This is a genomic window from Pseudomonas sp. (assembly GCF_046581935.1).
Classification (GTDB): domain Bacteria; phylum Pseudomonadota; class Gammaproteobacteria; order Pseudomonadales; family Pseudomonadaceae; genus Aquipseudomonas.
In genome coordinates, this window is the sequence record NZ_JAYGFK010000024.1 from 1 (window position 1) to 24,033 (window position 24,033).

Annotated in this window: 18 protein-coding genes and 2 pseudogenes; 3 read left to right on the forward strand and 17 right to left on the reverse strand. The window is 58.4% G+C overall.

The genetic code is table 11. From position 1 onward, the window contains the following. The 8 genes from VCA57_RS20460 to VCA57_RS20495 form a co-directional block, all read right to left on the reverse strand. A partial coding sequence (locus VCA57_RS20460) for an FAD-binding oxidoreductase (RefSeq protein WP_411187058.1) occupies nt 1-1,563 on the reverse strand: 1,563 nt, incomplete at its 3' end. A gap of 11 nt (nt 1,564-1,574) precedes the next feature. Beyond that, nucleotides 1,575-2,882 (reverse strand): (Fe-S)-binding protein, encoded by a 1,308-nt coding sequence (locus VCA57_RS20465; protein WP_411187060.1) that lies wholly within the window; start codon nt 2,880-2,882, stop codon nt 1,575-1,577. 12 nt (nt 2,883-2,894) lie between these two features. After that, nucleotides 2,895-4,340 (reverse strand): FAD-binding oxidoreductase, encoded by a 1,446-nt coding sequence (locus tag VCA57_RS20470; RefSeq protein WP_411187062.1) that lies wholly within the window; start codon nt 4,338-4,340, stop codon nt 2,895-2,897. Between the two features lie 67 nt (nt 4,341-4,407). Beyond that, nucleotides 4,408-5,772, reverse strand: coding sequence for a DUF1329 domain-containing protein (locus tag VCA57_RS20475; RefSeq protein ID WP_411187064.1), 1,365 nt, complete (start codon nt 5,770-5,772; stop codon nt 4,408-4,410). 11 nt (nt 5,773-5,783) lie between these two features. Next, on the reverse strand, nt 5,784-7,448 hold the full coding sequence (locus VCA57_RS20480) for a DUF1302 domain-containing protein (protein WP_411187066.1): 1,665 nt from the start codon (nt 7,446-7,448) through the stop codon (nt 5,784-5,786). 156 nt (nt 7,449-7,604) lie between these two features. Continuing rightward, nucleotides 7,605-8,729: an FAD-dependent oxidoreductase gene (locus VCA57_RS20485; protein WP_411187068.1), complete on the reverse strand. Its 1,125-nt coding sequence runs from the start codon at nt 8,727-8,729 to the stop codon at nt 7,605-7,607. Nucleotides 8,730-8,877: 148 nt separating this feature from the next. Continuing rightward, nucleotides 8,878-9,240: a Rieske (2Fe-2S) protein gene (locus tag VCA57_RS20490; RefSeq protein WP_411187070.1), complete on the reverse strand. Its 363-nt coding sequence runs from the start codon at nt 9,238-9,240 to the stop codon at nt 8,878-8,880. Nucleotides 9,241-9,254: 14 nt separating this feature from the next. Next, nucleotides 9,255-10,193, reverse strand: coding sequence for a VOC family protein (locus VCA57_RS20495; RefSeq protein ID WP_411187072.1), 939 nt, complete (start codon nt 10,191-10,193; stop codon nt 9,255-9,257). A gap of 322 nt (nt 10,194-10,515) precedes the next feature. On the opposite strand from VCA57_RS20495, the gene VCA57_RS20500 reads away from it, so the two are divergent. After that, nucleotides 10,516-11,430 carry a LysR family transcriptional regulator gene (locus VCA57_RS20500; RefSeq protein ID WP_411187074.1) on the forward strand — a complete coding sequence of 305 codons (915 nt, stop codon included), beginning with the start codon at nt 10,516-10,518 and terminating at the stop codon, nt 11,428-11,430. A 189-nt stretch (nt 11,431-11,619) separates the two neighbouring features. Next, complete coding sequence (locus VCA57_RS20505) at nt 11,620-12,777, forward strand: alpha/beta hydrolase family protein (protein ID WP_411187076.1); 1,158 nt, start codon at nt 11,620-11,622, stop codon at nt 12,775-12,777. 518 nt (nt 12,778-13,295) lie between these two features. Here the strand turns inward: VCA57_RS20505 and VCA57_RS20510 are convergent. The 5 genes and pseudogenes from VCA57_RS20510 to VCA57_RS20530 all read right to left on the reverse strand — a co-directional run bounded on the left by VCA57_RS20510 (nt 13,296) and on the right by VCA57_RS20530 (nt 18,426). Next, the gene (locus tag VCA57_RS20510; protein WP_411187197.1) at nt 13,296-14,159 is read right to left on the reverse strand and encodes a methyl-accepting chemotaxis protein; all 864 of its coding nucleotides are present in this window, start codon (nt 14,157-14,159) and stop codon (nt 13,296-13,298) included. After that, nucleotides 14,154-15,215, reverse strand: a pseudogene (locus VCA57_RS20515) (HAMP domain-containing protein); the annotation flags it as partial. The gene VCA57_RS20510 and the pseudogene VCA57_RS20515, both read right to left, overlap by 6 nt. 172 nt (nt 15,216-15,387) lie before the next feature. Further along, nucleotides 15,388-15,836 (reverse strand): annotated as a pseudogene (locus VCA57_RS20520) (acetyl-CoA C-acetyltransferase); the annotation flags it as partial. 421 nt (nt 15,837-16,257) lie between these two features. Then, nucleotides 16,258-17,199 carry a p-hydroxyphenylacetate 3-hydroxylase reductase component gene (locus VCA57_RS20525; protein WP_411187079.1) on the reverse strand — a complete coding sequence of 314 codons (942 nt, stop codon included), beginning with the start codon at nt 17,197-17,199 and terminating at the stop codon, nt 16,258-16,260. A gap of 57 nt (nt 17,200-17,256) precedes the next feature. Continuing rightward, nucleotides 17,257-18,426 (reverse strand): p-hydroxyphenylacetate 3-hydroxylase oxygenase component, encoded by a 1,170-nt coding sequence (locus VCA57_RS20530; protein ID WP_411187081.1) that lies wholly within the window; start codon nt 18,424-18,426, stop codon nt 17,257-17,259. 287 nt (nt 18,427-18,713) lie between these two features. Between VCA57_RS20530 and VCA57_RS20535 the strand changes: the two genes are divergently transcribed. After that, on the forward strand, nt 18,714-19,916 hold the full coding sequence (locus tag VCA57_RS20535; protein WP_411187083.1) for an MFS transporter: 1,203 nt from the start codon (nt 18,714-18,716) through the stop codon (nt 19,914-19,916). On the opposite strand, the gene VCA57_RS20540 is transcribed toward VCA57_RS20535, so the two are convergent. From VCA57_RS20540 to VCA57_RS20555, 4 genes are read right to left on the reverse strand one after another with little or no spacing between them, the layout of a single operon-like run. Beyond that, nucleotides 19,903-21,078, reverse strand: a complete 1,176-nt coding sequence (locus VCA57_RS20540) for a Bcr/CflA family multidrug efflux MFS transporter (RefSeq protein WP_411187085.1) — start codon at nt 21,076-21,078, stop codon at nt 19,903-19,905. The genes VCA57_RS20535 and VCA57_RS20540 overlap by 14 nt on opposite strands. 58 nt (nt 21,079-21,136) lie before the next feature. Continuing rightward, nucleotides 21,137-22,459: a TRAP transporter large permease gene (locus VCA57_RS20545; RefSeq protein WP_411187087.1), complete on the reverse strand. Its 1,323-nt coding sequence runs from the start codon at nt 22,457-22,459 to the stop codon at nt 21,137-21,139. Further along, nucleotides 22,456-22,989 carry a TRAP transporter small permease gene (locus tag VCA57_RS20550; protein WP_411187089.1) on the reverse strand — a complete coding sequence of 178 codons (534 nt, stop codon included), beginning with the start codon at nt 22,987-22,989 and terminating at the stop codon, nt 22,456-22,458. The genes VCA57_RS20545 and VCA57_RS20550 overlap by 4 nt, the downstream gene beginning before the upstream one ends. A gap of 6 nt (nt 22,990-22,995) precedes the next feature. Continuing rightward, nucleotides 22,996-24,015, reverse strand: a complete 1,020-nt coding sequence (locus VCA57_RS20555; protein ID WP_411187091.1) for a TRAP transporter substrate-binding protein — start codon at nt 24,013-24,015, stop codon at nt 22,996-22,998. Nucleotides 24,016-24,033: the final 18 nt, after the last annotated feature.

Below are 24,033 nucleotides of genomic sequence, written 5' to 3' on the forward strand. Positions count from 1 at the left end.
GATCACGAAGTCCTTGGACTTCGACACATCGGTGGGATCCAGATGCTTCTTGACCTGGCGAATGTAGTTCTGCGGCGCGCCAATCTTGTCGCCCTGCAGATCCATGATCGGGCCGACGCCAAGGGCGAGCATGCCGACGGGGTCCTTCCAACTGACGGCAAAGTGCTCCAGCAATGCCCGAGCGGCGGCGACCCGCGCAGGCTTTTCCGCCGGGTTGAAGTTGATGATGTTTTCCGCCCAGAAGTAGCGCCCTTCATGAGGCCAGACCCACTGTTCTTCGCGCCCACCTTCGATGAGCCGGCCATTGGGGCGGTTCTCGCCGCGCAGGCTCTGCTCGCCCGCTTCCATGGCCCTGGGCAGAAAATGGAAGGAGTCGAGCACGCCGAACGAGGTGGTGATACCGCCGGAAGGCCGCATGACCCTTGGCACGTACTGCGAAGTCAGCAGGTTGCGCAGCAGCACCTCGGTATGCGTCTGGGACATCTCGATGAAACGCCCGCCCGTACGCTGGACGATGTCCTTGAGCACGGCATCGCGCCACTGATGCTCGGCGCTCGAACGCGAGACGGTCAGCAATGTCCAGTTCTTGTCACTATCGGGCTGGGCCACCTCCGGCAGCTCGCCGCATTGAGCCAGCTCCACGTACTCGGCATTGGTGCCCGTCACCGTCCAACCGATATGGTCGGGCGGCATGCGCAAGATGGCGAAACAGATGTTGGCATCGACCAACTCGAATGACGCCGTACGCTGGCTCTCCCAGTCCGGCCAGACTGCCTGGTAGAAACCGAAGTTCTCCGGCAACGCCATGCCAATTTGCGGCAAGGCACCGGTGTCTTGCAGGGGCTTCTCCACAGGTAATGGATAGAGCTTGTAGCCAATACGGGTGAACACCCCCAGCGCACCACCGCCGCCGAAGAAGCCACGGATCATGCCGCGCACACCCGGCCCCGGGCCTTCACCGGAAAACCAGCCGCAACCACTTCCCGCCGCACCGCCACGGACGATCTCGCCCTCTGGCGTCACCCACTCCCAGGACAGCAGGTTGCGCATGTTCGCGCTGGTGCCCTGCGAGGTGATCCCGACACCGATAAGCGAAGTCGCCGAGGCCAGTGGCGAATGCGCCGGACCGGCACCGACGATATGGCAGGTCAGGCCATGCTTGAGCGCCTCGGCCTGCAGCATCCCGGCAGTCGCGTAGGGGCCGATGATCGCCATGCGATTCTTCGCATCGATTTCCAGCGTGTTCATCCGCCGTAGATCAATGGCTACGCACGTATCGGTCGGCACATGACTCATCGAGCCATAGCCGGTGGAGTGCGCCTTGTAGCCCAGGCCGTGCTTGAGGCAGCACTTGACGACGGCGGCGACCTCTTCGACGGTCGACGGCAGAACGGCCGCTATCGGCCAAACCTTGGCAAATTTCTTGTCACCAGGAATTTTGCCAACACCGGTATTCCAGGCATACGCCGAGAGCATGGCCGGGCTGTCGCTAATGAAGCGAGCGCCGACGATCTGCTCGAACTCACGGCGCACATCGGCGGGCAATGTCATACGTTTGCTCATCATGCTCTCCTTCAACGAGGCTCGGCAGGGACTGGCTCGAGGGCATCGGCCAGGAGATCGATCAGGTCGCGGACCTGCACGTCGTCTGCAGCATTGCGGCCGAGATGACAGGTACAGCCCTGACAGCCACTGACCAGTGTCGAGGTGTTGGCATCACGCAACTCGGCAAGCCGATTGGCTGCCGCGAGTTTGGCCGCCTCCGGCTGCGCCTGCACAACGCCACCGGCCGCACCACAGCAATAACTGGAGCCCCGGTTGCGCTCCAGCTCGACCACCTCGAAACCAAGCTGCCCGAGCAGCGCTCGCGGTGCGTCGTAACAACCGCCATGACCGAAGCGCAGTTTCTGCACTGCGCGGGAAGTCAAAATCCCACCCATTTGGTTGTCCAATTGCAGGTCGCGTGGTTGCCACGGCTCGCTGAGTCGCCCCAGCTTGCAGGCATCGTGGTAAGCAACTCGGTTGTTCGAGGCATGCTGTTGCGGCCTGATACGCAGACGACGATCGTGTACAAGCTCTTGCAGGTACTCGGTGTAGTGCAATACGCGAATGTGTTTGAACGAGAGTCCAAGACGCGGGTAGATCGCACGGAAAGCGGCCAGGGCTGAGGCCGAAAACGTCACCAGCGTTAATGCTCCTGAAGATGCGACTTGCTCGACCATCTGCTGCGCAAACGCCTTGGCGTCGTCCACATAGCCAAGATCAAAGGCCAGACCACCGCTGGGCCCTTCGCTCCCCCCGAGATGAGCCAAAGCCACGCCACTCGCCTCTAGCGACTCGATCACTGCACGCAGAGAGCGCCAGCGCTCCGGGTCATAGGCGAGTTGGCTGCCGATATGCAGCATTACTTCAGGAGCGCTATCACGGGCGGTGAGCGTCAACCCCAACGCCCAATTGCCCCGATCGACACGCGGATGCCCCTCGGGGTTACCCGTGGCGCGAATGTTCTCCATCGTCCGCACATGCGCCGCAGGAGAGTGACCGTCAGTGACCAGCTTGGCGCGCAGCGCATAGAGCGAGTCCAGAGGCTCGACGGTTTCGGCAAAATTGACCTTGCAGGAAATGTCGCAATTGCCGCACATGGTGCAACTGCTGACGGCCCGCTCCAGTTCCTCACTGCAGTCAACATCGCCACTGAGCAGTCCATAGCCCATGATCAATTGGCCGCCGCCACTGAACGCGTGAAACTGTCCGTAGTCCATGCTCGGGCACGCAGAGGCATGGCGCTGGCTTTTGATGGTGGGCACAAATTTACATTGCGAACAGCGTGTACAACGCGCCAAAAAATCATGACGCTCCGCGAGAGGCTGAGACGTAATCATGGTTCGTACCTTTCAATAAGGGAGGCGTCCCGGGCTCATCACATTGCCGGGATCGAAAATGGACTTGGTCATGCTCAATAGCGGCTGAGTCTCACCTGCGCGGCTGAAGGCAATATCCGACCAGTCGCCATAGGGCCGACTGAAGAAACCTCCTGCATCGGCACAACGCTCGGCAGTGGCACGCCAAGTGCTCATCAGTTCGTCGCCACGAGATAAGCCATCACGCCCATACGGCACAGTGAACTCGACGTGACAGTAGGTGCCCTGCGCCATCGGCTGAATGTAAGTACCCAACGGCATGTCGGCAAAGCCATCATTGTCCAGACTGCTACGAACTAACGCGGAAAAACTGGTAACCCGATCCAGTTGCTGCAGGAAGAACAGTTCAAGGTGATTACCGGCGAGACGATCACGAAAGAAAGACGACTCGCTACGGCGCAACAAACCTGCCAAGTCATTAGCACCATGTCCCGCCAATGATTGCTGCAGCATCGCGCCATGAGGCGCTACACAAGCATTGAGTTGCTCGACTTGCCAGGCCATCTTCTCGGCCGGCGCGTATTGATGAGCGCTCAGGCTGACAAAGAGTATCCACTGGGGTAACGCTGGCAGCAGGAGGTCGAAGGCAACGCGATCCTCGCAGAGCAGCAGCGCAAGCTGCACTTTATCGACGATAAATACCTGACTACCCAAGCGGCGCATCAGCACGTCACGGGCAACCTCAATAACAGGTTCCAGCGTATCGGCCGTAACGAACCAGCTCTCTTCGAGCGTGGGAATGCGCTCGCAGTAGATGGCCGCCCACGCCATGATGCCCAGACTGCCCTGCGCTCCCTGTAACACCCGGAGGATATCCAGGTTGATCGGCCCCACAGGCTGCATGTGCCGATGGCCACGCGCCAACTGTTCGGCCAGCGTACCCTCGATGGCCGCGCCGCCAGTCGGCGCATACTTGCCATTGCCCAGTACAACGCCGGTACCGCCAAATGGATCGGCGACATCCCAATGGTCATTGGCGGCCAGAATCGGCTCACGTTCCAGATAACTGGCGATCAGCGACTTTCCACCACGCGGGGCCAGTGGCCGGAACGCCCGCAGACCGTGAGGTGCCAGCAAACCATCGATGCTGGCAAAATCAACGCCCGGCTCGATGATCGCGATCTTGTCGCGCGCATCGACGTGAATGAGCTTGCGCATTCCAGACAAATCGACAATCACGGTATTGTCATTTTTCGCAAGCGTATCGCCACGGCGACGACAGCCCGTGGATGAAACCGGTACGACACCAGTACCTGTGCTGTTGGCCCACTGCAATACCGCGATGAGCTCATCGACGTTGCGCGGCTTGACGACGGCCTTGGGCAGACACCCCTGGCCAAGGCTTTGATCGGCCGCGAAAGCACGACACAACGCAGCGTCGTCGCACCACTGCACATGAGCAGGAAAAACCTCACTCATACCCTTCTCCTGATATCAGGCTGGTAAGAACGGATGGAGCGCATCGCTCCATCCGTTGCAAAGAGACTCAACGCACGCCGCTACCAGCCATAGCCGCTGGCAGGAATTCGGACGCGTTGTAGCGATCGACGATGCCGTATTGCGACTCCTTGCCGGCATACAAGCTCTGGATAAACCAGGCGCCGGAAATCATGTCGTAGAAGCCCGATGACACCTGAGCGACTGCCGGGACGTCAGGCATGACCGATGGCATCGACCACAAGACCTTGGCCAACTGGCCATTGGCGTCCCAACGCTCACCCAAAACGGTTTGCCAGGTATCTTCATCCAAGTAATAGCGCGACTTGGGCAACTGGTGACGCTTACCCGGCGCGAGATCGGCCTCCACGACCCAAACACGGTGCAGCTCCCAGCGCACGTAATCAGGATTGAGGTGATGCTTGCCAAGCACGTCTTCCGGTTTGGCTGCGGCTTGCAGTTTGTTGGTGTTGTAAGGAATGTACATTTCCTGCTTGCCCACCAACTTCCAGTTGAAGCGATCCATCCGCCCCTGATAGAGATTGGTTTCGTCGAAGGTCATCACCCCGGCAGACGCCGGCAACGGCGTATCGCAACAGGCATTGGGTAATTTGCGTACACGGCGCTGGCCAACCAGATAGGTGTAGTTCACGTCCTTATCAGCATCGATATTGAGCCGCCCCATAATTTGCTCACCCGCACGCAGTGCCGGCCCCATAGTGACCAAGCGGAACAGCCAATACGTGCCGTCATAGTTAGCCGCATTGCCTTCAGGATAGTAATAGGGCATCTCTTGAAGCCCCCGCCCGTCAGTCGTCATGACCTGCGATCCATCGGCGGTAATCAGGTAGTGGCGGGTATCGATGGAGATCGACGTACCCCGCCAGTTCAGGACGTGGTTCCACATGACTTCCGGACCGTTTTTTGGGATAGGAAACGGAATCCCACCATAAGCGCCTTCCGGCCTCGGCCCGGTAGCTGAATCCACCAGCTTGGCTTCGCGGGCATTTTTCAAGGTATTGTCGTACACCCATTGCGGAGCCGCCGCAGTGCGTCGAGTCGGATAGACGTCGATGCGATAGGTGTCGGGGTAACGTTTGAAAACCGCCTTGGTGCCTTCGCTCAATTTATCGGCGTACTGATCCATGTTCTGCGCTGTGATGCTGAACAAGGGTTTGTCAGCCGCGAATGGATCGTTACGCTTGCCACCGGCTTTATAGGACGGATCGACCGTCGTATAGCCACCATCCCAAACGGGAATCGTGCCATCGGCATTACCGGCCCGCTCTGCGCCCAATGGCGTCAGGCTCTTGCCAAGGTCATCTAGGCTTGCCGCCATGGCGGATTGCAGGCTCAGCGCGGCGACACCGAGCATGGCCAGACAGAAGGTCTTGAGAGTGAACGGAATAGTCATGTGCAAGGCCCTTAGAATGTGGTTTTGACCGAGAAAGCCAGGTAATCCCGGTCCTTCTGGGACTGCTTATAGGTGTAGTAATTGGCGGCATCGGTGACGGTATCTTCAGGACCGTAGTAGTGGGTATAGGTCAACCCCAGCGTGATCCGATCCAGATAAGTGCCCTCGACTCCAATATTGAAATCACCGCCGTGATGAACGCCGAAACCGGCAACCACGGCCGATTTCCCCATCGGCGAGTAGCTGATGCCCATTGGCACGCTGAGATCGAGCCCTGGGTAGACCTGCCGGTAAGTCGGCGTATAGACGACCTTCATCGTCACCGCATCGTCAGTCGCCCCAGGGTCGAGTGCCTCGCGGTTACGGGTGACTTCAAGCAGTCGGTTCCAGGCGATCTCCCCCGTCAGACTGGCCTCCTTGGCGATGAAGGATGGACCGAGCGAGGCGATCACATTAAGGTTCATGTGCGCCGTGCGACCAACGGCATAGAGAGGATGATCGTTGTTGTCCGCTGCTTCGCCAGCCACTACGGTCTGGCCGTTGGATACCAGCGGCATGTTCCAGCGCAGCGAGGCTTCACCGGCAAAGTTGTATTCGTTCACCGTTGTGGTGAAGCTTGCACCAAACGCGCGAATGTCCTCGGGATAGACCCAGTAATACTCGCCCACCTGACCCGTGGTGAAATCAGGTCCACTGGCATTGGACTTGAGATAAATCTTTGGTGTTTTGTCGTGATACTGGATGGCATACAGACCGTAGTCGATATTCTCGGTCGAATAGCGCAACTGCAGCCCGCCCTGCCCCGAACTACGGGCCTTCTTGTCCTTACCGTGCAGGTAGGACGCCAGGTAACCGGAGCTGCCTAACGGCCCACCCACGATCAGGCTCTCGTTACCCTCACCGATGTTGTCGGTCGTGGAGAAGTAACTCCCGGCAGCCGGCAAGCGCGTTTCTTCCCACTCGAACTGGTAATACGCGCCAAGTGAAAGATCGTCGGTAAGCTGGTAGCTCGTCGAAATCTGACTGACTGGACGAGTGATTTCCTTGAACTGGGTATTGGGCACCGAAACGGCTTTCACCGCATCGACGGGTGCCATTCCCCCCGCAATGCCATTGGTGCCGAAGAACAGTGTTTCGCCCCACACCAAGCCGTGACGTCCCAGGCGCACGGAGAGTGCACGGTCGGCCAATTGACCATTCCAGTACGCAAAAGCGTCGAGCAATTCACCATCACCACCATGAAGCTTACGAGTGTCATCGGTGAACTCGTCGTAAGCTACAGAGCGCTGATTGGATCGCGCAGGATCATCGTTGGCGTTGTCATTTTGGTACACCGAGTCGTACCAGCCGGCACCGCTAATGCGTGCACCGAAATTGCGGTAACCGATATCCAACTCGGAAAGAATATCCAGGCGGCTGGAGATCAACCCCTTATCGAAGTTGCGGTCACCATCATCTTGATTGAGCGCAGTTGAAGTACCGCTGAGCTTATTGCTTGGGTCTTTAAGACGCCAAGCAGAGCTGTATTTCAGCGTATTGTCCCAGCGCAGACTGAGGTCTGGGTTGCCCGTATCAATCTGAAACGCCTGGGCCGCATTGGCTCCGAGCACCAGGCTGGCCGCCAGCGTCAGAGTGAAAGGTGCACGCCGCGACGCGGCGATCTTGCGAGTAGCCATAGAAGTAACCCTCTTATTGTTCTTGTGTGTTAGCTCTTCTTGCGTTTTCTTGCGTAACCGCTCCTCTACCGAGCAAGACAAATCAATACAGGAGCAGGTATTTCGGTTATCCATGAGTGCGCGGAACCCGTAGCACGCAGGGTGCCGCGCACGAACTCAGATGGGCTCGGCCGTGAGCTTGAGCATCTGCTTGACCAGGCCGATGCGGTCGAAGCTTTGGTCGTGGGCGATTTCCTTGTCACCCGCCAGAATCGAGCTTTCGGCGATGTACTTGCAGCGCTCGTAACGGCGCGCCATAAAGCGTTCGAGTTGCTGGGCGACGCTGCCGCCGGCGGTCAGTTCTTCGCTGAGCACCACGGCATCTTCGATGGCCATACCGGCACCCTGCCCCAGGTGCGGGGTGGCGGCATGGGCCGCGTCGCCGATCAGCAGTACACGGCCGCGGTACCAGGGCTCACTGACGAACACCACTTCCAGCGGCTTGTAGACCACCTGGGCGCTGTCGGTGATCTGCTCGCGCAGCTCGCCGATCAGACCACCGAAACCACTCAGGCGCTTGCGCATCTCGGCAGCCAGGTTGGCGTTGTCCATGCGCGGATTGCCCGGCTCGTGGGAGGTGACGAACATGTACATAAGGTTGTCGGCCAGCGGCACCAGGCCAGCGTTGCCGGCAGGGCCCTGGAAGTTGGCCAGGTGATCGATCGCCACCGGACGCGGGAAGTTGTAACGCCACACCGACTGGCCGGTGAAGCGCGGCTGGTACTTGTCGCCGAACAGCAGGCCACGCACCTTGGAGAACAGGCCATCGGCACCGACCACCAGGTCATAGCGGCCGCGGCTACCATCGGTGAACAGCACATCAACGCCCTCTACGTCCTCGCTCAGGGTTTCCACACTGAGACCCAGGCGAACCGAAGCACCGAGGGCGACAGTGGTTTCGCTGAGGACGTCATGCAGGGCCAGACGCGAGATACCCACGTTGGCCGGGTACTCGGGACCGGCCAGGCGCTGACCGGGAATACGCCCCAGCGGCTGGCCGTCAGTGGTATTGATGGTCACATCTTCGAAGGCAAAGGCGGCGTCCAAATAGCCATCGAGCACGCCCAGCTTGGCCATCTCGCGGACCACGTTGCTCTGCTGGATGATGCCGACACCGTAAACAGTCCACTCAGCTTTGAGCTCGACCAGATCAACCTCGATACCCTTGCGACGCAAGGCGATTGCGGCACACAGGCCACCAATACCACCACCTACGACAAGAACCTTGTTCACTGCATTCATGGCTATCTCACTCACTTCTTATTCTTGTGATTCGGGCTAGCGTTTCGCTAGTCCAACTGCTGCGCGTGATGTTCACTTTCCCGGCAAAACAGGGGGATTGACTAATCGCTTGTAGGGATGGGATGTATCGCCGTATGCGATACCTCACCTACCCCGCACACAGCACCAACTGACCTGCCTCCAGCATCAGCCAGCCATCATCCAGGTGCCATCGCAGAGCGCTCAGATGCTCGCCCAAGCAAGGCCCATAGACGCACAGTCCGCTTTCCGGCAAAAACTGCGCGCCGTGGGCGTAGCAAACAATATGGCTGCCATCGGCCGAGAGAAAACGATCCTTGCGGTACTCCAGGCGCACATCCAGATGCGGGCAGCTATTGCGGTAAACCCGCACTTCACCACCGTGGCGCAGGACAAACACGCTGTCCTTCCCCACCTGCAGCGGGTCGAAACCGAGAGCCTGTCCTTCCACCAGTTCATCCATCAGGCACAAGGCAATGTCACCGTGGCTCATGGGCGAGCCCAGACTCAGGCCTGCTTCGGCGGCGGACCGCCCGGCGCCCAATTCTCCCTGGAGGTGAATAGGAACAGCTGCGAAGTGTCCGCCGACAGCGGCGCGGTACGCGCCTCCCAGGCATCGTCATGCTTGTCCATATCGGCGTCGTACTCGACGTGACAACCTAGCGGACTGTTGAAGTACCAGAACCAGTTGGAACCGAAGAGGTGACGACCCGGCCCCCAGAAGCTGGTCCAGCCTTTCTGCTCGAAGCGCCGCCCGGCCAGCAGCACTTCGCTGCCACTACCCATGTGGAAGGTGAAGTGTTCGCAACCCTTCATGTGCGGCGGAGTCTGGATCATGAACAGGCAGTGGTGATCGTCGGCCCCTGCCGGGCGCATAAACGGCCCGGCACCGATAAAGGTGTCGGTGGTGACGAAGCCCAAGCGCTGGTAGAAAGCCTCGGCCTTGGCCACGTCCGGAACGAAATACACCACATGCGACAAGGTGCGCGGCAGCGCCGACATATCCGGGGTGATACCCGGTTGATTGAGCGGACGTTGCGGTGCGTGGCCCGGCGCATTGGTCAGATCGGCTGGCGCACTGAACGCGCGACGCACGCTTACCTGGAAGGCGATGGCAAAGCCCATGTCGTCGACGCTATGCAACACGCCATCAGCATCACGAGTGACCTGACGATCGCGCCCGAGCTCGTCGGCAATGGCATTAAGGTCAGCCGCGCTGGCCACGCCATAGACGGTTTCGCGAATCGAGGGCGCTGGGCCGATGGCGGCTGGCAGGCTGACATCGTCAGCACGGCGGATGATCACTGCAGTGCCATCGAGAGCTTCGAAGCGCCCGCCATGGGCGCCCGCATCGACCGGTTGCAAGCCATAGTCACGCAGGTACTCGGTACAGGCTTGAATGTCATCGACGCCAAAGATCAGAGCGTCAAGGCCAATGATGTTCATGCTTACCACTCCATTGAAATTATTCTGCGGACGCCCCGGCAGCGCGAATCTGTCAGCGCGACAAGCACCTGGCAGAGCAATACGGGTATCCGGTGGTGGAGTCGGTACACGCATCACGGCTAACCGACTGGCGGCAAGATTGCCGCGCCGACATATCTCTGACTAATCGCTTGTTGGGATGCGACCTATCGGAAAACTCAATACATGAAGCGCGCGTAAGCAGGATCGAAGAAGCTTAGCGGCTAGGCGTAAGCCTGGGGTTGACGCCATGATGCGCAGGCACGAAGGTATCTCGAAAATAAATACAAGCTGCGAGACTGCCATGCGCTTTAACCACCTGGACCTCAACCTCCTGGTGGCGCTTGATGTGCTGCTGGAAGAGCAGAACATCACCCGCGCCGCCGAACGCCTGCACATGACCCAATCCGCCACCAGTGGTGTGCTCGGTCGCCTGCGCAGCTATTTCGAAGACGACCTGCTGGTACAGGTCGGACGCAAGATGCAGCCAACCCCCTATGCCCTGGAACTGATCACCCCGGTACGCGAAGTGCTGCTGACCATCCAGTCGTCGATCACCGCCAAGCCGGTGTTCGAACCCACCAGCAGCAAACGCCATTTCCGCATGGTGACCTCGGACTATCTGATTACCGTACTGCTGGCCCGAGTTATCCAGCGCATCCACCAGGAAGCTCCGCACACCACCTTCGAGATGCTCGTCCCCGGTGACAACTCCGGCGAGCTGCTGATACGCGGCGAGGTCGACCTGATGATCGTTCCCGAACGTTACATCCTCGAAGGCCACCCCTCACAACTACTCTTCGAGGAGGAGCATGTCTGTGTGGTCTGGAATGAAAATACTCTGGTCGGCGATAGCCTGACCCTGGAGCAGTACATGGAAATGGGCCATGTTTCGGTGGGATTCGGCCGCAGCCGGCACATGAGCATTGAGGACTGGTTTATGAACCAGTACGGCTTCAACCGCCGCCTGGAAGTGATCACCAACGACTTCAATACCCTGCCGCAACTGATCGTCGGCACCCAGCGCATCGCTACCATGCACCAACGCCTGGCCCGCTTGTACGCGGCGCACTTGCCGCTGCGGATTATCCCGCCACCGGTGAAAATCCCAGTAATGCGCGAATGCATGCTCTGGCACCACACTATGGACCGCGACCCAATGCACCGCTGGCTACGCGAACGGATCAGTGCATTTATCCACGACCTGGGGCAGAACTGAACAAACTGGCGCAACCCTCCCGACAGCTGCGTTGCGCCGGCTTACCATCTCGTTTCGCGATACCTCGCATCCAGACTCACGATTGGCCAAATAGCTGCCCCCTACTTAACGTGTTCAGCAAACGGCGACCGTGGGCTTTGCCTGCCCGGATCACAGCGCCAACCTGCCGTCACGATAAGGACAATAAGAATGTTCCGTTACTTCCCCACCAATTACGTCTGGGACCTTTCCGTCAACCTAGCCATCGAGATGGGAGCCCGTATCGGCGAAATCGAGGAGATGTGCAAGCCACTGGTCGAGGCCGCCAAGCAGCCCGATGCCGCCGGCACTGCAGCCTTCCGTGAAACCTGGGCGAAGATGGCCGACAAGCTGTGCGGCATGGCCGAAGAAGACGAAGCTGCCGGCCGCCTGTTTTCTGCCGGCGAAAAATACAACCGCGCGTCCACCTACTACCTCACCTGCGAGCGCCTGCAAGCCCATGGCGCGCCAGGCCGTGCCGAACTCTATCAACGCGTGCTGAGTACCTTCGCGCGAGGCGTAGCACTCAGCAAAGAAAACTGCGAGCGGGTGGAAATCCCTTATGAGGGCGCGCACATCTCCGGCCTGCTCGTACGTGCCGAGGGGGTTAACGGCCCGGCACCGCTGCTTGTTCAAGTTAATGGCCTGGATTCGACCAAGGAAATGAAATACCGCGTCGGCCTACCGGCTTGGCTGGCTAAACGTGGTGTTTCGTCACTGATCATCGACCAGCCCGGTACGGGTGAAGCGTTACGCCTGCACAACCTCACCGCCCGCTACGACAGCGAGCATTGGGCCAGTCGCGTGGTCGACTGGCTGGAAACCCGTAGCGATGTCGACGCCAAACGTATCGGTATGGAAGGTGTATCGCTTGGCGGCTACTACTGTCCACGTGCGGTAGCCTTCGAGCCTCGTTTTGCCTGCGGCGTAGTCTGGGGTGCCAACCATGACTGGCGTGACGTACAGAAGCGCCGACTGGATAAAGAAGGCAGCTTACCGGTACCACACTACTGGGCTCATGTGCGCTGGGTATGGGGTGCCAAGGACATGGATGAATTCATGGCCATCGCCGAAAACGTGCACCTGGATGGCGTGCTAGATCGGATCAAAGTGCCGTTCTTGGTAACTCACGGTTCGAAAGACTCGCAGATACCACTGAAGTGGGCCGAACGTACTTACGAGCAACTGGTCAACAGCCCCAAACGCGAGCTGAAAATCTTCACGGAGCGTGAAGGCGGCGTGCAGCACTCCAGCTTCGACAACAGCATCAATGCTGGCCAGTACATTGCTGACTGGGTGGCAGAAACCCTCGGCGGCCGCTTAGGGTAAGGTCCTCGCGCAGCATTATCGACGAGACTAGTGACTTAAACGGCAGGTGCGTAAGCCCTGCCGTTTTTCCGTATGGGTGAATATTGGTAGGCAGATTTCAGCCACTTCAAGCGCAGTGGTCTGCCCCTGAGCACTATGTATTCAGTCAGTATCCACACGCCCTACCCCGCCGCCATAAACACTTACCAGTCAGGGAGGTCGGCGTGACGGGGCCGACCACTCTCGATTGCCTGTGTGGGCTGTGTTTAGCTGCTATCGATACCTGTCGCAGCCGGTAAATTTTGGCGCTATGTCTGTCTTGGGCTCGCTTTTGCAGCGTCGTATTAGCTACGTCTTGTATGACCAGTCGTGATTGCCTATTCACGACTCTGGCTCTAGGGGCGCTGATGAACGCGAATCAACTGGCCATTCAGCCGCTGTTTGCTGGCGATGTGGCCTATTTGCCTAAACGGATGGCTACACAATGACTGGCTAGCGGCAGAAAGCTCTGTACCTGACTCCGTAGCCAGTCGACGCAATCAGGTCTGGAAATGCCCAACCGCGACATTCAACAGGCCACTGACCTGCTGCAGGTCCGCGGTCGACGCCTGCAGTGACTGGCTTTGTCGTGAACTCTCCTCGGCCACCGCACGTACTTGGCTAATGCTGTGATGAACCTCACCGGCCACCACGCTCTGCTGCTCCGCTGCCGTGGCAATCTGTTGGTTCATTCTCTCGATGGTGGCAACCGCCTGGGTAATGCCCAACAACGCGCTGGAGGCCTGGCTCGCAAGCCCGGCAGATTCGTCCGTCAGCACACGGCTCTCTTGCAAACGGGTAGCCGCCTGTTGCGCTACCTGCCCTAGGCGGGCGATAAGCGCTTCGATCTCCCCCGTAGATGCCTGAGTCCGCCGCGCCAGCCCGCGCACCTCATCGGCTACCACCGCAAAACCGCGGCCGTGCTCACCTGCACGGGCTGCTTCTATGGCGGCATTCAACGCCAATAGATTGGTCTGCTCGGCCACCGATTTAATGACATCCAGCACACTGCTGATCGCCAAGCACTCGCTTAGCAGCTTATGCATCACCTCGGCACAGCCGGTCATCTCCAGGGCCAGGCGTTCGGCCCTGTCAGCAGACTGTTGCACCAGTTGGCTGCCACCGCGTGCCTGCTCGTTGGCCTGTTGCACCGCGTCGCTGGCTTCGGAGCTGTTACGCGCCACCTCCCGCGCCGTGGCACTCATCTGCTGCATGGAGATCACCGCCACTTCGGTTTCCTGGCGTTGCTGTTCCACGCCCGAGTGGCTCTGGCTAATCACCTCAGCCAGGCTGCATGCAGTGCCGTTGAGCTGCTCCACGCCCTGGCTGATGTGCGCTACAAGACTACGCAAACTATCCAGCATGCCGTCGAAGGTCTGCAGCAGCAGGCCCAACTCGTCTTTACGCCGAGTCCGTGCTGGCGCTGTACTCAAATCACCATTGGCAATACGCCGCGCCAACGCCACTGCCTCGCGCAGCGGGCGCAGAATGGTCTGGCGAATCAACACACTGGCTCCAGCGCCCAGACTCAACGCCAGCAGCGTGATAAAACCGAACTGACGGAAAGCGTTGCGCCCGTCTTCCACCATTGCCTTGGACTGTTGTTCTTCCAATGCAGCCAGCAGGCCGGTGAGATGCGCGCTCTGCTGCTGCATACCGGCGGTGGCCTCGACGATTCGGCTGCGACTGTCGGCGAACTGCGTGAATGACTGCCGATAGGTGGCAAGCGCTTGACGCGCTTCACGCAACGAGACCTGCCCCTCCTCTGTCACTCTCAAGGCCAGGGTATCCATAGACGCCAGCACGTCACTCATGCCCATCTCCCAGTCTGCCAGCCGGCTCTGGTCATTATCCAGACTGAAACTCAACTCACTGTCACGCACCTGCGCCAGCTTGTCGCGCAACGCGGCGCTTTGCTCCAGCAGGACCAACGGTTCAGCCGTGTCGGCCTGCTGCTCTGAGACTAAGGTGAGCGCATCGAGCTGATCGAGGAAAACCGCGGTGAAACTCTCGGAGGCGATGCGTGCAGTGCGTTGCATCTGCAGACGGGCGTCCTGCAACTGACGCAGTGCCTGGGCGTACTGTTCGAACTCGTCAAGATAGGCCTGAGCGGCCAGTACCATTGGCTGGCGATCGTCCACGGTTACGCCCTGATGCAACGCAGCCACAGTTGAGCGCACCTGCTCCGCGAAGCGCTCATCCAGTTGCAGAGCAAAGTCCTTCTCGGCAATGCGCGCCAGCAGGACTTGCGCTTGCACTTGCAACTCACCACGAAGGCGTTCACTGCGCTGTTGCAATGAGGCAATGGAGCTGAATGCCGTCGCCGCAACACCCGCCGTGAGCAGCAGCACCAAACCGAATCCCAGCCAAAGCTTGGCACCGACTGAGAGGTTGCCTAAAAGCTCTTTTAACCAGCTCATTTCCGCGGCCCGCTATCCACCAATGGATTGCACGAAGCGGTACACCAACAGCGTATGGCAAGGAGCAACAGCAAGCACTTCATAGGGCAGCCTTCCTTATAATTATGGCGAGCATGCCCACCCTAGCGAATGACCGGCACCCCCTGTTAATCGCATTTACCGTTAGCTGGTATCAGCCGTCGCAATAAGCGCCTGCAACGTCATCGACTTTGCACTCAATGGCCAGGGCCAGGGCCACGCCTTGGCCGCCGCCCTGAGTGGCCAGGCCTTTCTTGACGTCACGTTCGATCATTTCGTACAGCAGAGTAACCAGGACCCGGCCAGAGGCACCGATTGGATGGTCTCGGGCGATGACGTCGCCGTTGACGCTGGTCTTGGCCGCGCCCCAATCCAGTTCCTCGCAGCCAGGCAGGGCTTGGGCGGAAGGATTCGTTGGCTCCGATCAGAGCCAGATCACTCTGCTGCCAGCCCGCTTTCTGCAGGCAGCGCTTGGTTGCAGAGATCGGGCCGATGGACGAAACCTGCATTGGCGTAGGCAGCACTCTTCGCCAGCACCGGCAGGTTGAGTGTCTTGGCTTTGGCAGCGCTAATCATCAGTACAACGGCGGTGCCGTTATTGAGGTCGGGGCGTTCACAGCAGTGACTCTGCTGTATCAAGCATGGACGTTTCACCGCGCCCGGAGGTGCTAGATTTTACCGACCAGTTGATGCCGGTTACGTGCGTGCCTTGCAGTACATGCGGGCATGCTAGATCAACCGTGCAGGTCTATCACTGGTTCATCTCTAGATGCGTCAGCACACCAGGCACATAGAAATCTAACGGACCTGCAGGTTCTAGGGCGACAGGACGTCGGTTGCACGAGGTGTACTTCGATTTTCAGGTGGGAGCAGGCGCTAAAGTTCTTCACCAACAGAATGGCCCCTAGGGCTGCATTCTGCAGTTTGGACTGATCGCCTAAGTCACAACAACGAAGCAAACGGGCCATTCATTCTGATACGAACGAAAGGCCCGTAAAGCTAAACAATATTTGAGCTGACGTACTTAGCAGTGAGCAATAACTTTGCGCAAAACCATCTTAAAGGTTTCCAACTGCTCGCTACTTACGTCAGAGAACACCCTGTTCTGCTGCTCCAGCGCAATACGCCATAGCGCTTCGGTCTGTTCGATACCTGCCGGCGTCAGCGGAAAATGCCCGGCGGCCCCTTCGCTCACCAGCCCCTTGCGCTTGAGTATTTCAATCGATTGTTCGATCTCACGCAGCGGCATGTCCACTTCGCGCTGCAGCGCTGCTGTATCCAATCCCGAATCACCCTCCAGCACCATCATCATGCGAGCTTCGCTGGTTCTAAGGCCGGTGCACAGCTGCTTGGGTTGATAATCAGCTTGATAACTGCGCACAGCCTGAGTCATTAAGTAGTAGAGGTTTTCACTCAAGCGTCCCTGAAAAGCGCTGGAAGCTACTCCTCCCTCTACCTTCTGGTTGATACGAGTATGCGGCAACACCATGGAGTACGCGCCTTGGTGATAAAGCAGCGGAGAACGTCCGAAATCGTCAAAAGCCACAACCTTACCGATAAGAATCCAGTGGTCGCCGCCATCAATCTGCTGATGCAGCTCACATTGAAAACGCGCGGCGCAGTCACTAAACAATGGCGCACCACCTACGCCCTCCTCATGCTCAATACCTGCAAACTTGTCATCCTTGGGTCGCGCAAATTGGTTGGACAGATCGATCTGATCTGCGGCCAGTATGTTCACTGCAAAGTGGCTAGCGTCGTTGAATACGTCATAGCTGGTGGAGCGTTTGTCGATGCTCCAGAGGATGAGCGCCGGGTCCAGCGACACCGAGTTAAAACTGTTAGCGGTAACCCCGACTTTGCGGCCATCCACGGCCGCGGTCATGATGGTCACACCTGTAGCAAAATTACCCAAGGCACGGCGAAACGCACGCGGATCAAAGCCCGCTTCTTGTTGGTCAGTCATGATGTCCTCAATGCCGGGCGAACCCGGCTGGTCGATTCGTGAAAGTGGTTTGGTCCGTTAGACCATGCTTGGATCAGGCTCCAGCCCCATCAATTCACGTCCGAGTATTTGCATGCAGACGTCGTAGTCGGTGTAAGCGTGAGCAGCGGTCATGTGCGAGTCACGCCACAGACGCTGCAGCTCATTGCTTTCCATCCAGGCAGTACCGCCTGCGGCCTCAAATAACCGGTCGACGGCCTGTACGCACATCTTCACGGCGTAGGCTTGGTTGGTGCGCCAGAAAGCCAGGGTTTCGCGGCTTGGGTATTCATGACGCTCACCATGCTCGGCATGCTCTTGCCAGGTTTTCTCCAGGAAAGCACGGGCGGCGGCAACCTGATGCGTGGACTCGGCGAGGCGCATCAGTGCCGGAGTAGCGGCACCGACATTGACACCGGTATAGGCACGAACGCGATTGCGGGTCTTGTCTTTGAAAGCTTCGAGCATGCGCTCGGCAATACCCAGGCTAACGGTCGAGAAACCGCTGGCAAAGTACGGACGATATGGGCTGTAGAAAATCTTGCTGTCGGGATACAGGCCGAAACCAGCGGACTTGCCTTCCATCATGTCCTTGGCTTTTTGAATGCGGTGTTCAGGCACAAATACATTGTTAATGGAGAGCGTCTTGGTGCCGCTACCCTTCATGCCAACGGCATTCCAATCATCCAGTATTTGGTAGTCGCTACGCGGCAGCACGGCGAAGCAATAATCCTGTGTACCTTCGGCATTCGGGCGACGGCAACCAACGATGGCCCACTCGGCATGATCGCTGCCACTGCTCCAGCCCATCTGACCACTGAACAGAACACCGCCCTCAACTTCCTCTACCTTGCCAAACGGTGCAATGGAACTGCTAGCCGTGGCATCCGGGTTTTCGCCCCAAATTTCGTCCTGCAGTTGCTTGGAGAACATCGCCAATTGGTGGCTGTGAGTACACAGCAGGCTCATAGCCCAAGCGGTGCTCGCACAGGCGCCGGCCAGTACAGCGATGCAATCGCAAAAATCCGGTAGGGATATTTCCAAGCCACCAAAAGCCTTTGGCTGAAAAGCACGATGCAGGCCAATGCCTTTAAGCATGGCAATGTTCTCGGCCGGAACCATACGGTCCTTCTCGGCCTGAGCGGCATTGGCAGCGATAGCGGGAAGAATTTCCTTGAGCGCTTCAAGGAGAGGAATTGACTTTTTCATTGCTTGCGACCTTATTTTTAGATATTCGCTTGCGTGGCCTGACCTGCGTGCAGGCTGCTCATTGGTAGACCGATACACGGGAGATAGAAGATCCCGCACGGCACTCACAGATGGATTATGCGCAGCCAAAGCCATGGCAAAAATGGACATTACAAACTCTCGATTGCACTTTTCATGGCCCAGCATGCATTTAAGGTACTTACAGCTTTAGCACTGCGAATATTTTGTTAACAAAGCAACGAAACCAGTACCATAACGCCTCCATACGGCACCGGACTCACCCCGCCATGCGTCATTGGCCCCGCTCCTTGCGCGCCCTGCGCCACCGCAATTTCCGTCTTTATTTTATCGGCCATGCAATTTCCACACTGGGCACCTGGATCCAGCAAGTGGCTCTGTCTTGGCTAATCTATCGCCTGACTGGCTCAGTCGCTCTGCTTGGCCTGACCACCTTCGCTGCGCTGATTCCGCAACTGCTAGTTGGCCCGTTTGCCGGAGCCTGGATCGACCGGCGTGACAAACGCCGACTGCTGATCGTGGTCGAGGCGGCACTCGCTTTGCAGGCGTTGATCCTCGCGTGGTTAACCGCTGAGGCGTTGATCGGGCCATCGCTGATTGTGGCCATGGCTGCCCTTCTCGGTGTTCTAAATGCCGTGGACACGCCATTGCGTCAGTCGCTACTCAGCCAGTTCGTCGACGACCGGGAAGATCTACCCAACGCGCTGGCACTCAACGCCACGTTGTTCACTATGTCCCGCTTTATCGGCCCGCCCCTTGCTGGCTTGCTCTTGGCAATGGTCAGTGAGGCGGCCTGCTTTACCTTAAACGCGCTGTCCTACCTAGCCTTGGTGATCGGCTTAAGCTGCGTGCGCCTACTCCCCTCACCGCGCGCGGGTGGTTCATTTCGCAATGTGTTCAGCGAGGGCCTGCGCTATGCATTGCACAACACGCAGGTAAAACAGTTGATGCTCAGCGTGATGGTGGTCAACCTGACCGCTTCCAGCTACGTGGTACTGCTACCTGTATTCGCACGGGACATCTTTGCTGGAGACGCCAGCACCCTCGGCTGGCTCTGGGGCGCTGCCGGGCTCGGTTCATTAGCCTCAAGCCTGGTACTGGCCGGCAACCGCAGCACGTCACCATTGCGCCAATTTATTCTTACCAGTGCAGCCGTTAGTGCGGTGGCTATGCTGTTGTTCGCCGTCAGCACACAGTTATGGCTTTCGCTATTCGCCATGACCCTGCTTGGCTTCGGCATCACGCTTTGCAATGTCGGCACCAATATTTTGCTGCAGAGTGATGCGCCCGAGGCTCTGCGTGGCAGGGTCGTAGCCTTGTACACCTCGACCCGCTTCGGTTTCGATGCCATCGGCGGTTTGCTTGCCGGCCTGATTGCCGCCCATTTAGGCGCGCCTAGTGCGCTATTGGGGGCGGGGGCGTTGTTGCTCGCCTATGTCGCCTGGGCAGCGCACCGCCTCAAACGCGCGTAAGCCGAAAAGCCAGGAAGGCACCAATGCCGGCAACACCGACAACCAGCCCCATCGGCCAAGGGCTGCCGTCGTACAGCGCACTGACTAGGCTGCTGGCTAAGGTACCGAAACCGAACTGCATGGCCACTGCGAGCCCCGCTGCCGCACCCGCTTGGCGCGAGAAAATAGCCATCAGACAAGCCAAGCAGTTCGCCGCAATCAAGCCTGTAACGCTGACAAACAGCAGCAGACACAGCACCAGCGCAGGAAAACCACCCACCGCACCAGCCGTACACAGTAGCAACGCGACGCCAGAGCACGCCGCAAGACTGACGCCAAAGTCGAGCATGCGTTGGGAGCCAAGCCGGCCCACCAAGTGCGCATTGATAAAACTCATGCTCATGATCCCGGCAATGTTCAGGGCGAACAGCCAGGCGTAATGCTGGGGAGAAATCCCGAAATACTGGATATAGATGAAGGGCGACGCGGTGATGAAGGCAAACATCCCTGCGAACGTCATCCCCATACACAAGATGTACCCTAGCGCCTGCGGTTTACGGGCGATATCGACATAGGCCTTAAAGGCGCTCGCAAGTGAAGTGCCTCGTGACGTGTGTAGGTGTGTCTCCGGTATATAGCGCAGTACCAGCAACAGGCACAGGCCAGCAAACCCCAACAAAGCAATAAACAGCATTCGCCAACTGCTTACGAGCATCAGGTAGCCGCCCAGCACTGGCGCGACCAAGGTGGCGATCATCGTCACCTGCTGCATCAACGAGAGCACCCGCGCCGCCTCATTGAGTGGAAACAAATCACGCACGATAACCCGCGCCAGTACCGAAGCCGCCGCCCCGCCCAATGCCTGCAGTAAACGCCAGCCAACCAGTTGGCCCGGCTCGCTGGCCGTAGCACAGCCCAAGCTGGCCAGCATGTACAAAGCAATCCCGGCCAGCAGCAGTCGACGTCTGCCAAAGCGATCAGACAAAGGTCCGTAAAACAGCATGCCTAGGCTAAAACCAGCAAGAAACAGGCTGATAGTCAGTTGTATCTGCTGCTCGCTGGCCTGCAGATCGGCGGCAATCAGTGGCAAGCTGGGCAGATACATATCAATCGACAGCGGACCGAAGGCCACCAACACCGCCAGCAGTACGATCAAAAACCGTGGTTGGCTGACTGCCGACATCAACAACACTCCAGGTAAAAAATAATGGGGTCGCCCGCAGGCGACCCCATTCCCAGCTTTATAGACTCAGTAGACACAGGCTTATGGCCGGGAACAGCACCAGCAGCACGATTCTAAGCAGGTCGGACACGAGGAACGGCAGAACGCCACGGGCGGTTTCCATAAACGGCACATCACCCGCCACTCGCTGGACGATGAATAGATTCATGCCCAGAGGCGGCGTGATCAGACCGATCTCCACAACCATCAATGCCAGTATGCCGAACCAGATGGATTTTTCTGACGCATCCAGGCCATAGAAATCCAGGCCAATGATCATCGGATAGAAGATCGGGATGGTCAGTAGGATCATCGCCAACGAGTCCATCACACAGCCCAGCACCAGATACAGCAGGAGAATCGCAACCAGCACCAGCATCGGCTCAAGGCCAGCGCTCTTGACCCACTCCATCAGCTCAATCGGCATCTGCGTGAGCGCCAAGCCGGAGTTGAGTAGATCGGCACCCAGTAGCACCAGAAAGATCATCGCCGTGGTTTCGGCGGTGCCCAGCAAGCTCATGCGCATCCCCGACCAGCGCATGCCACCCTGCAGCACGGCAAGAATCCCACAGGCTGCCGCGCCGATCGAGGCGGCTTCAGTGGGGTTGGCCCAGCCACCGTAGATCCCAACGATCACCACCAGAAACACGCCGATCACAGGGATGATTTTCACCAACGCCTTAATGCGCTCAGCCATGCTGACTTTTTCCGGCGTATCGCAACCGCCCTGCTCGCGAGCCACCATGATGCGCAGCACGATCATGTAGCCGAGTACCGCAAGGACTCCCGGAACAACCGCCGCAACGAACAGTTTGGCAATCGACTCCTGAGTCAATACCGCATAGATGATCAACGGCACCGATGGTGGAATCAGGATACCCAGCGTGCCGCCAGCCGCAACGGTCGCGGTGGCCAGACGCCCCGAGTAGTTATGCCGGCGCAACTCGGGCAAGGCGACATGGCTCATGGTTGCTGCCGTAGCGAGGGACGACCCGCAAATCGCGCCGAACCCAGCACATGCACCTATCGCCGAGATACCGAGCCCACCGCGCAAATGCCCGACAAAGGCTGCCGCGCACCGAAAGATTGCCCGAGACAAACCGCCATGGGTGGCAAACTGGCCCATCAAGACAAACAGTGGAATCACTGCCAAGTCGTAATTGGACAGACGCGAGTAAGCAAGGTTATTCAGGGTAAACAACAACCCGTTGAAATCGCCATCGTTCACCGCCCAATAACAGAGTGCGCCGCCGGCCAACATGGTGACGCCAATGTGAATGCGCAACACCAACATACCCATAGTGACCGAGATGGCGATAAGGCCAAGCGCTAAGCCGCTCATGACTCAACTCCAGGCTTGCGCATGATGTCGATAACACGAGCAAGCGAACACAGGGCCAGCAGCGCCAGACTGGAAACGATCAGCATCAAAGGCGTCCATAGCGGAATGGACAATAGCGTCGTGACATCGCCATATTCACGGTTATCCAGCAGTTGCAAGGTCGTTCTCCAGAGCAAAATCAGCGCGGCCAAACAGCAGAACCCATGCGCCAGGCCATCCAAAAAGCGCCGCACCACTTCTGGTGCAGCCAAGGTGAAGGCATCGGCTTTCAGGTGACTGCCACGCAATTCACAAAGAGGCAGGAACGCTGCAATGGCAACGGCTGCGCCAACCTCCATCAGCTCCATATCTCCGCGTATCGGCATCGATAGCAGCTTGCGGCCGATGATGGAAACCAGCGACATGCTCACCAACGCGAGCAAAATCAAGCCGCCGCTCAAAGCAAACAGCTCCGCCACCTTTTCTAGGCAACGACGCATCGGGCCGCGACTCGTCAGGTCGACGCACTCGAAAGAAATAGACTCTTTCATGGGGCGTTACTGCTTGACGCTAGAGAGGCTACGCACACCGTCCAGCAGCGCCTTACCGTCAAGCCCCTTGCTGGTAGCGTCCTCAGCCCACTGCTCGGGGACTGCCGCAACAGCCTGCTGCATAGCCTGATAATCAGACGCGGTGATAGCCACGATGCTGCCTTGCGCAGAAGACTCACGCGCCTTTGCGCTCTCCACGTCCCAAGCTTTGCCAAAGCGCAAGGAAAGCGCCTTGCCACTGTTACGGTCGAGAATGGCTTTGAGGTCATCGGGCATGCGATCGTACTTGCGCTTATTCATCAACATGCTCAGCACGGTGTAACCGAAGGCTGGTTGCCCCTCATCACCCGCGCTATGAAACTTCGTCACTTCGTCAAGCTTGGTCGGCGCGACCACCTCCCAGGTGGCAACGGCACCATCGACCACACCTTTAGAGATCGCTTCAGTCATTTGCGCGGGCGGCATGCTGACCGGCGTTGCGCCCAAGCTTTCGATCGTTCTGGCGATAGTCCGACCGGAGGCGCGCAGCTTCAGCCCCTTGAAATCCGCCAGAGTCTTGATCGGACTATTGCGCGTATGCACATCCATGCCGCCATCACCGAATAGCGCCAGGACCTTGTAGTCCTTGAAATCATCCTGAGCGTACTGCTCGTAGTAGTTCCAGATGATCTCGTTGCCGGCCATCCCCCCGTAAGGCAGCAGGAACGGCAACTCTAACGCTTCAACCCGTGGGAACTTGCCAGCAGAGTAACCGGGAGCCGTCCAGACAATATCGGCCACCCCATTGCGTGCCATGTCGGCCAGCGTTGCCGGTGTTCCCCCTAGCTGCATCGAGGGGTAGAGCTGGCATTTGATACGCCCTTGTGACTCTTCACTCAACTGCGCGCACCACGGTTCGATGACGTTGGCGTGTGCATTGGAGTTGGCGGGCAGGAAGTGGGCAATTTTCAGGGTGACAGTTTCGGCATGGGCATTGATCGCGCAACCAAAGGTCACACACAGCGCTGCAATTTTCAGGGTTTTCATCGCTTTAGGTCCCGTATT

What these genes read in the sequence shown, in the direction of transcription:
- VCA57_RS20465 (WP_411187060.1), bottom strand. Translation starts at nt 2,882, where the DNA reads ATGATTACGTCTCAGCCTCTCGCGGAGCGTCATGATTTTTTGGCGCGT.
- VCA57_RS20470 (WP_411187062.1), bottom strand. Translation starts at nt 4,340, where the DNA reads ATGAGTGAGGTTTTTCCTGCTCATGTGCAGTGGTGCGACGACGCTGCG.
- VCA57_RS20475 (WP_411187064.1), bottom strand. Translation starts at nt 5,772, where the DNA reads ATGACTATTCCGTTCACTCTCAAGACCTTCTGTCTGGCCATGCTCGGT.
- VCA57_RS20480 (WP_411187066.1), bottom strand. Translation starts at nt 7,448, where the DNA reads ATGGCTACTCGCAAGATCGCCGCGTCGCGGCGTGCACCTTTCACTCTG.
- VCA57_RS20485 (WP_411187068.1), bottom strand. Translation starts at nt 8,729, where the DNA reads ATGAATGCAGTGAACAAGGTTCTTGTCGTAGGTGGTGGTATTGGTGGC.
- VCA57_RS20490 (WP_411187070.1), bottom strand. Translation starts at nt 9,240, where the DNA reads ATGAGCCACGGTGACATTGCCTTGTGCCTGATGGATGAACTGGTGGAA.
- VCA57_RS20495 (WP_411187072.1), bottom strand. Translation starts at nt 10,193, where the DNA reads ATGAACATCATTGGCCTTGACGCTCTGATCTTTGGCGTCGATGACATT.
- VCA57_RS20500 (WP_411187074.1), top strand. Translation starts at nt 10,516, where the DNA reads ATGCGCTTTAACCACCTGGACCTCAACCTCCTGGTGGCGCTTGATGTG.
- VCA57_RS20505 (WP_411187076.1), top strand. Translation starts at nt 11,620, where the DNA reads ATGTTCCGTTACTTCCCCACCAATTACGTCTGGGACCTTTCCGTCAAC.
- VCA57_RS20510 (WP_411187197.1), bottom strand. Translation starts at nt 14,159, where the DNA reads ATGCTGGATAGTTTGCGTAGTCTTGTAGCGCACATCAGCCAGGGCGTG.
- VCA57_RS20525 (WP_411187079.1), bottom strand. Translation starts at nt 17,199, where the DNA reads ATGACTGACCAACAAGAAGCGGGCTTTGATCCGCGTGCGTTTCGCCGT.
- VCA57_RS20530 (WP_411187081.1), bottom strand. Translation starts at nt 18,426, where the DNA reads ATGAAAAAGTCAATTCCTCTCCTTGAAGCGCTCAAGGAAATTCTTCCC.
- VCA57_RS20535 (WP_411187083.1), top strand. Translation starts at nt 18,714, where the DNA reads ATGCGTCATTGGCCCCGCTCCTTGCGCGCCCTGCGCCACCGCAATTTC.
- VCA57_RS20540 (WP_411187085.1), bottom strand. Translation starts at nt 21,078, where the DNA reads ATGTCGGCAGTCAGCCAACCACGGTTTTTGATCGTACTGCTGGCGGTG.
- VCA57_RS20545 (WP_411187087.1), bottom strand. Translation starts at nt 22,459, where the DNA reads ATGAGCGGCTTAGCGCTTGGCCTTATCGCCATCTCGGTCACTATGGGT.
- VCA57_RS20550 (WP_411187089.1), bottom strand. Translation starts at nt 22,989, where the DNA reads ATGAAAGAGTCTATTTCTTTCGAGTGCGTCGACCTGACGAGTCGCGGC.
- VCA57_RS20555 (WP_411187091.1), bottom strand. Translation starts at nt 24,015, where the DNA reads ATGAAAACCCTGAAAATTGCAGCGCTGTGTGTGACCTTTGGTTGCGCG.